We start from the raw sequence: 12,901 nt of genomic DNA, 5'->3' as shown, positions 1-12,901 counted from the left end.
GGCTAAAAGCTACAATCCTAACGCCGATCTGGTTTAGCTTGATTTCATCCTTAATTTCAAATTAAATGAAGCCCTGATTTTTTACAGCCTGAAAAAGTCAGAAGTTATCCGCACCATCTTGATTGTCTCAATCGAGAAGTCATGAATCGTCTGAAAAAGTCAGATCTACGTAGTGCGTGAGGAGAATTCGGAATTCGGAATTCGGAATTCGGAATTAAATGGTCGCTGATAACTGATAACTTTGTAGAGACGTTACATGTAACGTCTCTACACTGATAACTGCTCCCTGCTCCCTATTTACTGATAACTGACTCAGAAAAGCTTAAATAATTAAAAAAATCTTAAACTATATAGAATTTTGAACTTTTAAGTATATAGGGGATTTGCGACTGATTTCTAGTGTAACTTAATAGAGAAACACAAAAAAATAAATACAAACTAGCGAAAAAAAACAAACATAGCCTAGAACAGTCAAAATCATCAAAGAACAAATTTTTATTAAAAAATGAACGTTGACGAAGCACTAGTAATTCTAGATGCATTTCTCGATCGGGGACTCAACGACATTCAGGAACTAGTCTTTCGCAAAGCCTGGGAAGGTCAGACTTATCCCGAAATCGCCGAAAGCTCTGACTACGATGCTAATTACATTAAAGATGTAGGTTCTAAACTATGGAAGTTACTTTCTAAAGCTCTCTCAGAAGAAGTCACGAAAAGTAACTTTCGTGCCGTCTTGCGGCGACGAGCTTCCGAACTTGGGAGCAGGGAGAATTCGGAATTCGGAATTCGGAATTCGGAATTTGGAATTCCAAATTCAAAATTTAGCACTCGTCTCTCGCCTCTCGCCTCTCGCCTTTCACCAACTACCAATTACCAATTACCAATTACCCACATAGACTGGGGCGAAGCGGTAGATGTAGCAACATTTTACGGGCGGAGCGAGGAGTTAGCGACTTTAGAGCAGTGGATTAAGAACGATTCGCCTAGAGGCGACAGCTCCGCTTCACGCTGTCGTTTAGTGGCGGTATTGGGTATGGGTGGTATGGGGAAAACTGCCTTATCGATCGCCCTAGCAGAAAACTTGCAATCAGAATTTGAATATATTGTTTGGCGCAGTTTGCGTAACGCTCCGCCTCTAGCAGAATTACTCGGTGGGATCGTTCAATTTCTCTCTCATCAACAAGAAACAGCGGCGACATTATCCCAAGATCTCGATCGCTGTATCAGTATGCTGCTGGAATATTTGCGCCACCATCGCTGTTTGTTAGTACTAGATAACGTCGAAAGTATTCTGCGTGGAGGCGAACATGCAGGACAATATCGAGAAGGATATCAAGCCTATGGCGAATTATTACAACGCATTGGAGAAGTCCGTCATACGAGTTGTTTAGTACTAACTAGCCGAGAAAAACCAAAAGAAATTGTCTTGCTCGAAGGCGAAACACTACCAGTACGTTCTCTACAGTTGGAAGGTCTAAATATTGCCGCAGGACGAGAAATTTTTCGCGCTAAGGGAAATTTTGTCGGTTCCGATTTAGAATGGCAAAGGTTAATCGAGCATTATGCTGGGAATCCTCTTGCTTTAAAGATGGTGGCTGCGGGAATTCAGGACTTATTTGATAGCAATCTAACTATATTTTTAGCAACCTTACGCACGGGAACATTAGTTTTTGATGATATCCGCGATTTATTAGAGCGGCAGATGAATCGGATATCAAAATTAGAAATAGAAGTGATGTATTGGCTGGCAGTCGAACGGGAACCAATCGCTTTTACAGCACTGCGAGAAAATGTTTTGTCCTTAGAAGCGAAGCAAAAACTACCAGAAACTCTTCGATCTTTAGGACAGCGATCGCTGATTGAGAAAACCGCTACGGGCTTTACCCAACAACCAGTTGTAATGGATTTTGCGATCGATCGCTTTATCGAACGCATATGTGGAGAAATAGTCAGGGGGGCGATCGGTTTATTTAACAGTCATGCCATTCTTGAAGCGCAAGCAAAAGATTACATTAGAGATACGCAAATTCGGCTGATTATCATACCACTTGTCGATAAACTTTTAGCTCAAACAAATCTCAGTAGCCTTGTCGATCGCTTAGGGCAAATTCTAACTAATTGGCGACAAAGATCGGCGCGATCGCCAGGGTATTTGGCAGGAAATATTCTGAACTTGCTAACTCATCTCAAGATCGATCTGCGCGGATGGGATTTTTCTAACCTCTGCGTATGGCAAGCATATTTAGCCGGACGCAACTTAAAGCAAGTCAACTTTGCCCGTGCCGATCTTGCCAAATCGGTTTTTACCGAAGATTTAAGCGTGACTCCAGCCGTAGCTTTTAGTCCCACAGGCAAGCTATTGGCAACAGGAGATGCTGATGGAGCAATTCGGCTATGGCAAGTTGCAGATTGGAAAAAACTGCTGACTTTGAAAGGACATACAAATTGGATCTGGTCGGTTATGTTTAATCCTGACGGTAGTGTTTTAGCAAGTGCCAGCGATGACAAAACAGTTCGTTTGTGGGATACCCGTAGCGGTGAATGCCGTTGTATTTTGCCACATACACATCGCATTTGGTCAGTGGCTTTCAGTCCCGACGGCAAAACTATAGCTAGTGGGAGTGAAGATAGTACTGTCAAGCTATGGCATTGGCAGACAGGAGAATGTTACCAGACTTTGTTCGGACATACGAACTGGATTAGAAGCATCGCCTTCAGTCCCGATGGCAAAACCCTAGCTAGTGGTAGTGTAGACTGTACCGTGCGATTGTGGGATGTTGGCACGGGAGAGTGTATCAAAACTCTACAGGGACATACAACTCAAGTCTGGTCAGTTGCCTTTAGTCCCGATGGCGAGATGCTCGCTAGTAGTAGCGATCGCACTGTCAAGTTGTGGCAAACTAGCACGGGGGAATGTCTGCGGACTCTATGCGGACATACAAACTGGATCAGGACTGTTGCTTTTAGCTCTGGGGGAGATATGGTAGCCAGCGGCAGCGAAGATTATACAATTCGACTCTGGGACGTACAGACGGGAGAATGCTGTCGGACGCTGGCGGGACATACAAATTGGATTAGATCTGTAGCTTTTAGTCCTGACGGCAAAACCTTGGCTAGCGGGAGCGGCGACCATACGATCAAGATCTGGAATGTCACGGATGGAAAATGTATCAAAACCCTTCAGGGTTACACTAGCCGCGTCTGGTCGGTTGCTTTTCATCCCCGTCCGCTAGCCTCACATCCAACCGGAATACTAGCTAGCGGTAACGATGATAAAACCGTGCGATTGTGGAACGTCGAAACAGGAGAGTGCGATCGCACGTTACACGGTCATGGTAATAGAGTTTGGGCTGTTGCCTTTAGCCCTGACGGTCAAACCATAGCCAGCGGTAGCGGTGACTATACCATCGGGCTTTGGAATGCTTCAACTGGCGATCGCTACAATACGATCCAAGCCTACAGCGGAGTCAGATCCCTGGCTTTTCACCCCAACGGCTACATTTTGGCTGGTGGCTGCGATGACTATACGGTGAGGTTATGGGATATCCTCAGCGGCAAAACCCTGCATAAGTTGCAAGGGCATACCAACCGAGTCTGGTCAGTTGCCTTTAGTGTAGATGGCAACTTTCTAGCTAGCGGTAGCGACGACCACACAATTAAGTTGTGGAATACTGAAACCGGAGAGTGCCACAACACGTTACAAGGACATGACAATTGGGTGTGGGCAGTTGCCTTCAGTCCTGACGGACAAACCCTGGCAAGTGGTAGCGGCGATCGCACAGTCAAGTTATGGGATTGGCAAATGGGGAAATGTTACCAAACTCTCCAGGAACATACAAGCCGAGTTTGGTCAGTTGCCTTCAGCCCTGACGGGCAGACTGTAGCAAGTGGCAGCAGCGACTATAGCATCAAGTTGTGGAATGTCGAAACTGGTGAATGCAGACATACTCTCCAGGGACACACCGATTTAATTTGGTCGGTTGCTTTCAGTACTGACGGACAAATTCTTGCCAGTGGCAGCCAGGATGAGACGATTAGACTATGGGATGCAAATACAGGCAAATCTCTCAAGATATTGCGGGCGCAAAGACCCTATGAAGGGATGAATATTGCTGGCGTAACTGGTTTAACTGAGGCAGCGATCGCCACATTAAAAGCTTTAGGAGCAACAGAATGGGTAATGGGTAATGGGTAATGGGTAGTTGGTGGTTGTAGTTATCCTCCTTGTCCCCCTTGTCTCCCTCATCCCCCTTGTCCCTAACTAATAATTGTTATTCTCCTGCCGCTATTCCTTCGCGACGGGGATCGGCTCCACCGACTAGACCTTTTTCGGTACGGACGATCGCATGAGAACCGCTGATTTGTTCTACAATTTGTACGGAATGACCGATCGCCTCTAAGCTTTGCTGAAGGTTAACAAGATTTGTATTTGCTTCTAGTTCCGTTGCCCCGTCGCGATTGCCATAATGGGGTAGGGATACTGCTTGTTGGCTGTCTAAGTTCCAGTCTAAAACGGCAATTAATGCTTGCGCGACGTAGTTGATAATTCTAGCACCGCCAGCCGAACCAACTGCCATCACCAGCTTACCCTGGCGATCGAATACCATAGTGGGAGCCATCGAACTTCTAGGGCGCTTTCTCGCTTCTACCCGATTGGCGATCGCTTTTCCATCGGGTGTTGTGGGTGAAAAAGAAAAATCTGTGAGTTGATTGTTGAGTAAAAAGCCCCGTACCATCAATCTAGAGCCAAAAGTATCTTCAATACTGGTCGTCATAGAGACTGAGTTGCCATTGCGATCGACAATTGTTGTATGGCTGGTTGAGGGAAATTCGATCGCATTATCTTGTCCCCAGACTAACTTTTGCGACGATCGCAATTCGCCTGGTTCGGCATCGGTTAAGGCGCGTTGAGGATTAATCAGCTTGGCGCGATTATTCAGATATTCGGGATCGATTAATTCATTGACTGGTACGGGAACGAAATCAGCATCAGCCATATATAAGCCTCGGTCGGCAAAAGCTAGCCGTCCTGCTTCGGCAAATAAATGCGCTGCTTGGGATGATTCTGGTTTGAGGGTAGATAATTGAAAGTTTTCCAGCATACCGAGAATCTGCAACACGGTTAAACCACCAGAACTAGGTGGTCCCATACTGCACACTTTGTAAACTCGATAAACTCCACATACAGGCGATCGCTCTTTGGCTTGGTATGTTGCTAAATCGTCAGTTGTTAAGTCGCCTGCTACGGTAGCTTTTTGGACTGTATTCGCAATGTCTCTGGCAATTTCACCCCGATAAAAAGCATCAGCACCGGAATTCGCAATCCGGCTCAATACCTCAGCATAAGGACGATTGACGAGAATTGTCCCCACAGGTTTAGGCGTGCCATCCGCTTGATAGAAATAGCTGCGAGCTGGTTCTAGGCTTGGTAAATACTTTTCTTTGCTGAGGCGATCGTACAATAAAGGCGAGATGGGAAAGCCCTGCTGCGCCAGTTGAATTGCGGGTTGAAATAGTTCTCGCCAAGGCAACTTACCATGTGCCTTGTGTACCATTTCCAGCATCCTGACTACTCCAGGTACGCCGACAGACTTTCCACCTACAACCGCATCGTAAAATTGGAGTGGTTTGCCACCTGCATTCAGAAAACGATCCGGTCGAGCCGCTGCTGGAGCCGTTTCGCGACCGTCATAAGTGCGAACTTGTTTGCGTTTGGCATCGTAATAGGTTAAAAAAGCCCCGCCACCAATTCCAGAATACTGCGGCTCAACTAAACCTAGTACCATTTGAATGGCGATCGCTGCATCAACAGCACTACCTCCCCGCCGCAGAATATCACTACCTGCTGCCGCTGCTAGCGGGTGAGCTGCCACTGCCATATACTTTTGAGTGCGTACAGCTTTGCGAACCGCGCGATCGTTGCTAATTACTGGTGCAACTCGCTCTTGTCCTACAGTTGGAGATACGATGGTACTGAAGACAAGGGCTAGTAAACCAAAGTAGAGGCAAAATCTATTTGCTTTCATCAGTGTAATTCTACTTCTCGTTAGCAGGATACCATCCTGCCGGAATTACTTCAAAATTCCATACATCTTTGAAAATATACATTTGTTCTATTATTTTCTCAGGAGCGAGAGTTCCTTTGTTACCTGCTTGCCAATCTTGCCGATCGAGGGTTCCCATTACCAAATACTCATTACCAATGAATTCAGGATGAGATTGGCTAAAGCTAATAGCTAACAATGATTCAATTTCCTGTTTTTTAGTGATGATGAGATCGCAATTTGGGCAATATCTACATTGTTTATTGAGTAAAAAAAGTTGATGTGGATCGATATGAATGACTAGGGGAATTTTACGAATTTTAGTTTTTGTTTCACATTTAGGGCATTTCGTGAAGGCGGAGTCTTCATAGGGATTCAGAAAAAACTTATGTCGTTTTCTAGGCTTCACCCCTTTAGATTTATTAGAGCTATTCCTTGGCATATTACTAATCCTTCTCTAACAACTAATGAGTAGAGGGAGTTATTAAGCAATGTCGGGAGGAATTTGATTGAAGGGACTAGCGGGAGTCGATCGCGGTTGCATTTGCAGCTTTATCAACTTTTGCAATTCTCTCCGTTGGATATCCGTTCCCCGATTTAGATCTCCTGGGGTATCGAAGAAAATGATACTGTCTACTGTTTCCAGGGCAAAAAGCTGAAATAATATGTGAGTGACGGGTAAGGGTGAAGCGACAATTTCCGGGTCTTGTTCCGAGACTGCTACAGCTGAAACATCTGCAAGTGTGGGGAAAGCATAGATAACGCGCTTGGTCACTTTTGAGTTAGCGCGATCGCTTAACGTAGTGACTACCCAGTCTCGATCTAAGTTTTGCAAAATATAGTATTCTAAATGGCGCAGCCTGCCAGCAAGCAGTACCAATACAGGAGCGACAGCAGCAACAACTTGCGGAGTCACGCCATCTTGAGGCGCTTCGTCAATCAGGACTTTAATTTGTCGGTCTAAATCCATATGACACAAAAGCTGCTACTATCACACTGAGTTTACCCCATTTAGGGAGTAGGGAGTAGGGAGCGCACGAGCAGGGAAAGAAATGTGGTTTCTGACTCGTGATTTGTGACTTGCGATCGCAAATAGGGGATGCATCGATCGCATCCCCCACTTTGGCTAAACTTAATTAGCTAGGCTTATTGGTAGTACTTCAGCTCTGCTTCCAATTGGGAAGTCAAGCGATCGTCACCCTTGGCTCTGGCAGCTTGCAAGCGCCGTTCTAAGCTTTCCAAAATATTCGAGCGATGAACTCTTGCTACCTCTTTGTAGCTTGGCTTTCTACTTGCATTCATGGCTATTTACTCCTTGCTTCGATCTTTTTCTAGCCTTCAGTACCTACTTCTGATGCTGTGCGTTGTAGCATGGACTGCTGGCGGTTGTGTTGCTTCTGACGATTCAAGCTCATTAACAATCTTGCTTGCGCAGAAACAGACACGCGATCGGAGTTAGATTGAATACCAATATTGTTAGATTTCATATTCGCCTCTTTCTTGTTGTTGTGTTACGAATGAGGCGCGTTCCTTCGAGAGTTTTTCTCTACTTCCGTCCCTCCACTGGAGAGATGAACGATTTATCCTTTACATTCATTACAATATCAGCCATTTTTCTCATTTGGGTCTATCTGAGGACGGAATGAATCATAAATCTAAATAAGTTAATGTAACTTAAACTACAAAATATTCAATTTTGCTAATTAATTCTATAGCAGCAGCAGAGGGCAGAAAGCAGAAATCAGAAGGAAATACCTTGCGTTTCAAAGGTAAGAGTTAACTTTGAGGTCTTAACCTTCTCGCGCTTTGCTAAAAAATTTGTCAGGGTAAGTTGACGAGAAACCTTTGTACTACCCGGAATAACTCGGTAAACCTGCCTCTATGATGAAATTGGTTAGGGCAGGTTTTCCCGCAATTTCTGCGATACTACCCGGAATAACTCGGTAAACCTGCCCCTACAATGGATATTTGAATTTTTAAATTCTGTTTCGTGTCTCCTATTTTCTGTTTCCTATCTCCTTTTACTGTGACAAGTTATACTAAGTATGGCTTTCATCCTCAGCAACCTATGGACGGTGAAACAGCATTGGCATGGGTGGATAATCTCATATTGACCAAAACTGGCGAAGGGTTAAATTCTCTACAAAAACAGATTCTTCAGCAGGTTTGGCAGGGACATAAATATCCTGAAATTGCAGCCTACTGCGGCTATACAGAAGGACACGTTAAAGATGTTGGTTCTCATCTGTGGCGCGTACTGTCTCAAACTTTGGGAGAGAAGATTAATAAGATTAACTGTCGTGCAGTTTTAGAACGATGTCTGCATACATCAAAAGATCGGGGAAATCTGTCAATTTTAGCCCCCCTTGTGAAGGGAGATTGGGGGGATCTGCACGCCAAGCCAAATTTCGTCGGCAGAACCGAAGCGATCGCGCACCTCGATCGCCTGGTAAGTTTGGATAGTAAGGCGATCGTCATTCAGGGTGAAGGCGGATTGGGAAAAACCACCCTAGCACAGCAATACTTGCAATCCCAAAATTTTGAAGTGGTGCTAGAACTGCTAGTAGCAAAGGAAACGCAGAACCTGACTTCTGCTGAACGAGTCGTAGAAGAGTGGTTGAAACAAGACTTACAAGAGGAACCAGGCTTAGAATTTGGCGTAACTTTAGATAGACTCAAACGCCATTTACAAATGCGACGGATAGGGGTGTTAATCGATAACTTAGAACCTGCATTAGATCGCCAAGGACGTTTAATTGCGTCTCATCGTAGCTATGTAGAGCTGTTTCGGATTTTAACCGATCCGAAAGTACAATCCGTGACTTTAATTACAAGTCGCGATCGCCTGTGCGAACCGAGTTTAAATGTAGAACACTACCGTTTACCTGGTTTAGATCTTCCAGCATGGCAGCAATATTTTAGTTATCGTCAAATTGCAATTGACTTACCAACAATCCAACAGATGCATCAAGCCTATGGTGGTAACGCTAAAGTCATGGGAATTCTTTGCGGTACAATTCAAGCAGATTTTGCAGGTGATGCGATCGCGTATTGGCAAGAAAACCATACCGATCCCTTGGCTGTCACCGATTTGAAGAATTTAATTGCCAGTCAATTTCACCGTTTGCAAACACTCGATCTGCCAGCCTACCGCTTATTGTGTCGCCTGGGGTGTTATCGCTATCAAGATGTGGCAAAGATTCCTACCCAAGGAATTTTAAATTTATTGTGGGACGTACCACCTCAACAGCAACGACAAATTATTACAGCTTTACGCGATCGCTGTTTAGTTGAATTTCAACAGGGGGAATACTGGCTGCATCCAGCAATTCGTGCTGAGGCGATCGCGAGGTTGCGTGCTAGCGATGAATGGATAGTTGTGAATTGTAAAGCCGCAGAATTTTGGACGGATAGCGTAGCAACAATTGATACCATAAAAGATGCTTTACAAGCTCTGGAAGCATACTATCACTATGTCGAAATCAACGATTTTGAATTAGCTGCTAGAGTTATTCTTAAAAGTAGAAATAATCAATGGGGACAGTTTTTACCTCTGGGTGGAACGTTGTATAGAATGGGTTTAATTCAACCCGTTTTGGGGGCGATAACTCAAATTCTCCAAAATATACAATCTACTCCTTGTTTGGGAGAATTATATAATATTTTAGGAGATTTGTATTGGACTGCTGGTAAAATTCACGCAGCGATAGAATGTCAAGAGAAAACTATCAGTTTAGCAACTCAATCATTGGGAATTTTAGAGTTTAGTCAAGGCGATCGCTACAAATTGTATTACTTAAAAATGCTAGAAGTAGATTCCTTACTCAGTATGGGATTGTACAATATAGATTTGTGGGAATTAGAGACAGCAGCCGAATTATTTCAGCAAGTCATAGATCTAGCTCAAAATACAACTCATCATCGCTGGGCAGAAAAAGCTAGCGTATGTTTAGCTTTAGTCAATTCTTATTTAGGCGAGCATCAAACAGCATATAACCTAGTCGAACCGATTTATGACTCGATTATGTCTGAACTAAATAATCAAAGTGGCAGCTTTGCTTATTTTGTGCAAATCCTCGGTCAAACTTATATCAATTTAGGTAATAGAGAAAAAGCGCAAGAGATGTTTTCTCTTTCCCTAGCTGATGCCGAAAAAAGCCATTATCTGCAAATCAAAGCAAAAACGCTGAGTGGATTAGCTGAGAGCGATCGCCAGCAATCTTTATTTAAATTGGCTATAAATAAACATATAGAAGCAATCGAAATTTTAGAGCAAATTGGTGCAAAATGCGATCTAGCCGAGGCTTATTTTCAGTTAGGTTTAACTTATATAAGTATGAAAGAGTTTGAGCATGGGAAGCAAAATTTAGAGCGATCGCTACAGCTATTTACTCAGATGAATGCACCACGGCAAGTAGAAAAAGTATTGCAAGCGAAAATCGGCGCATAGAATTTGCTCGTACTAATTCCAATGAATATCCCCCTTAACGAGGGGAAAATTGTACAATTCTTAGCCCCCTTTTTAAGGGGGTTAGGGGGATCTTCCGTAGTGCAGTCTTAACAAAATCGTATCAGTTTGGGGCTACACACTCACACATCGTTCAGCTTCACGCGCTGCAACAACCAGTACCAAACAAAGAGCCGATATAGCTTTTTGCCACTCTTGCCTAACCTGCAAATCTTCCACACCTTCAAACATTCCTACCAGAGAAGGAACAGAACGTTCCATCGCCAAACGAGAAACTGGACGATGAAGTTCTACTAAGCGCGATAGACTTTCTTGATTATTGACAAAACCAATGACCCATTTTGTTGTATGCTCTGGACTATCGGGAACGCGCTTCACACCCAACTCTGTTTGCAACCAGTGATAAAAAGGAGGTAATCGCTCAGCTAAAACGCTACCAGCGATCGGTAAAGTTTGCTTTAGTAACGAAACATCCAAGCTGCTTAACTGTTGTTGTAGTTCGGGAGAATTTAGACATTCAGTAAGAGACTGGGAGAGTAAAGCTTCTAAGCGATCGCGAGACAAATCTAAGTGTTGGGCAAATGTTTCTAAAGTAGGCTGCATCATTTCAAATCTAAAGTCCAAAAACAACTAAATACTTCCTGAGATGAGATAGGATTTCTATGTATTCCTCTCAACTCATCACGTTACCAATTTGCCAGAAATACACGGTGATGTCTTTGAGGTAGCTCATACTTGAAAAAGTCGGAAGTTACGTTGGCGCAAAAGTCAGAAGTTAAAAACCTTACTCATTTCCCTGTAGTGGTGAAGTCTCTGATTTTTGTCGTGCGATCGGATTTTGCCCGATATCGGTATCGATACATCGTAAAGCCAGTAATGAATAAAATTAGCGGCGCAAGACCGACAAATACGTAAAGGATACGGCTTGGCAATCCCCAGAAAGTACCGTAGTGCAGTGGTCCGAAAGCATTCTCAAGCTTAGTTCCTAACGATGCAGTTAACCCATTGTCCACCCGCAAAATTTTTCCACTGTAGGAATCGATGAAAACACTGCTGTCCCAGATATTGCTGTGAGGTGACGAACTTTTGCGAATTATAAAAGCACCATTTGGTTCGTCACTATCTGCGGGTAGGGCAACATAGATAGTCCGAAATTCTGGTAAAGCTGCATCAGCTACTTCCAGAAAGCGATCGCTAAATGGCAAAGGAGATTTATTAGCTACAGGAGATGACTTAGCATCATCAGCAGGCATGGAACTGAAGGTGACAGCGTATATAATCGGTCGCGCAATTTTACCCAAATTCCAACAAAATCCCGTAAAAAAAGTAAGAAATAAGAAGATAGCTGTAACAATACCTGCAACTTTGTGAATGTCAAAACTAACTCGCTTCGGGTGAGCGTTCCACTTGATTTTAAAACCTGCGATTAACTTACGCCAACCCGACCAAAGAAATATACCTGTAATAATCAGAATGCACGTTAGTAAACCAACTACACCAACAAGTTTAATCCCAAAATCGCCTGCTAAAAGAGCGTAGTGAAGTTCGTAAACCTTCGTTAAAAATCGCTGCCAGATGTCTTGTCCAGATAAACTATCTCCCAAAACTGCCCCCGTATAAGGGTTAACATAGACTATTGCCCATTCATCAGTTTTACTTTTGAGATAAATATTTATTGGTTCGTCAGAAGTTGCGGGAAGATAAACCCGTCGTGCTGTAATATCTGGTTGTTGAGCGTAATGTGTTTGGACGCGCTCTAGAATTGTGGCAATGGGTAACGAGCGTCCTTGAGGAGTAATTTTTTCTATTTGTTGGTGTAGGATGAAGTCGCTAATTTCATGTTGAAAAACTAATAAACTACCTGTTAAACCAACAATAATCAGCACCAATCCTAAGACTAAACCAAGATATCGATGCAAGATAAATACTGTATTGCGTAGTTTTTTAGAATTCATGGTAATTGCTTTTATTAAGATATTCGTGTTAATAACTCCTTTTTTTCCCTCCCCTTGACACCCAGAGAGCTGCTCTCTAGCTCCCTCCCCTTTGCAAGGGGAGGGTTGGGGAGGGGATACTTCCGCAATTGGCGAATCGCCTGTGAAACAACCTCCAATACCTGATTCAAATTCTCATCAACCTCTCGATTAGTAAATCGCAAAACTTTAGCGCCCGTTGCTTCAAGAAAAACTTGCCTTTCGCGATCATAATTCGGTACTCCGTCTTGGTAATGACTATCTCCATCAATTTCTATAGCTAGTTTAAATTCGGTTGAATAAAAATCAATTACAAATGCATCAATGCTGTATTGTCTACGAAATTTACAGTTGTCAATCTGCTGACACCTAAGTTTTGACCAAATCATCTTTTCAGCTAGCGGCATATTTTTGCG

The 12,901-nt window shown here is 43.6% G+C and carries 10 protein-coding genes and 1 riboswitch; of the genes, 2 read left to right on the top strand and 8 right to left on the bottom strand.

The features are described 5' to 3' along the window. Nucleotides 1-505: 505 nt before the first annotated feature. Nucleotides 506-4,195 carry a WD40 repeat domain-containing protein gene (locus tag M5J74_RS15100; RefSeq protein WP_250012178.1) on the top strand — a complete coding sequence of 1,230 codons (3,690 nt, stop codon included), beginning with the start codon at nt 506-508 and terminating at the stop codon, nt 4,193-4,195. Between the two features lie 76 nt (nt 4,196-4,271). Here M5J74_RS15100 and ggt read toward each other — a convergent pair whose 3' ends face one another. The 5 genes from ggt to M5J74_RS15075 form a co-directional block, all read right to left on the bottom strand. Further along, nucleotides 4,272-6,026: a gamma-glutamyltransferase gene (gene ggt, locus M5J74_RS15095; protein WP_250012176.1), complete on the bottom strand. Its 1,755-nt coding sequence runs from the start codon at nt 6,024-6,026 to the stop codon at nt 4,272-4,274. A 10-nt stretch (nt 6,027-6,036) separates the two neighbouring features. Then, a complete protein-coding gene (locus M5J74_RS15090) occupies nt 6,037-6,486 on the bottom strand; it encodes a hypothetical protein (protein WP_015154905.1) in 450 nt (149 codons plus the stop codon). Nucleotides 6,487-6,528: 42 nt separating this feature from the next. Continuing rightward, the gene (locus M5J74_RS15085; RefSeq protein ID WP_015154904.1) at nt 6,529-7,014 is read right to left on the bottom strand and encodes a hypothetical protein; all 486 of its coding nucleotides are present in this window, start codon (nt 7,012-7,014) and stop codon (nt 6,529-6,531) included. 176 nt (nt 7,015-7,190) lie between these two features. After that, entirely contained in the window at nt 7,191-7,346 is a 156-nt protein-coding gene (locus M5J74_RS15080; RefSeq protein ID WP_015154903.1) for a hypothetical protein, read from the bottom strand. 29 nt (nt 7,347-7,375) lie between these two features. Further along, on the bottom strand, nt 7,376-7,531 hold the full coding sequence (locus M5J74_RS15075; RefSeq protein ID WP_015154902.1) for a hypothetical protein: 156 nt from the start codon (nt 7,529-7,531) through the stop codon (nt 7,376-7,378). A 34-nt stretch (nt 7,532-7,565) separates the two neighbouring features. Then, a riboswitch (Glutamine riboswitch) is annotated at nt 7,566-7,624 on the bottom strand. Between the two features lie 488 nt (nt 7,625-8,112). Between M5J74_RS15075 and M5J74_RS15070 the strand changes: the two genes are divergently transcribed. Then, the gene (locus M5J74_RS15070; protein WP_371934044.1) at nt 8,113-10,494 is read left to right on the top strand and encodes an NB-ARC domain-containing protein; all 2,382 of its coding nucleotides are present in this window, start codon (nt 8,113-8,115) and stop codon (nt 10,492-10,494) included. A 132-nt stretch (nt 10,495-10,626) separates the two neighbouring features. Here the strand turns inward: M5J74_RS15070 and M5J74_RS15065 are convergent, their stop codons facing one another. The 3 genes from M5J74_RS15065 to M5J74_RS15055 all read right to left on the bottom strand — a co-directional run bounded on the left by M5J74_RS15065 (nt 10,627) and on the right by M5J74_RS15055 (nt 12,892). Further along, the gene (locus tag M5J74_RS15065) at nt 10,627-11,115 is read right to left on the bottom strand and encodes a hypothetical protein (RefSeq protein ID WP_371934043.1); all 489 of its coding nucleotides are present in this window, start codon (nt 11,113-11,115) and stop codon (nt 10,627-10,629) included. Between the two features lie 185 nt (nt 11,116-11,300). Continuing rightward, entirely contained in the window at nt 11,301-12,467 is a 1,167-nt protein-coding gene (locus M5J74_RS15060) for a PepSY domain-containing protein (RefSeq protein WP_250012170.1), read from the bottom strand. 14 nt (nt 12,468-12,481) lie between these two features. Next, nucleotides 12,482-12,892, bottom strand: coding sequence for an endonuclease domain-containing protein (locus M5J74_RS15055; RefSeq protein WP_250012169.1), 411 nt, complete (start codon nt 12,890-12,892; stop codon nt 12,482-12,484). Nucleotides 12,893-12,901: the final 9 nt, after the last annotated feature.

It is taken from the genome of Chroococcidiopsis sp. CCNUC1, from assembly GCF_023546805.1.
Taxonomy (GTDB): Bacteria; Cyanobacteriota; Cyanobacteriia; order Cyanobacteriales; family Chroococcidiopsidaceae; genus Chroococcidiopsis; species Chroococcidiopsis thermalis.
This window is presented reverse-complemented; position numbering and strand designations above follow the sequence as displayed.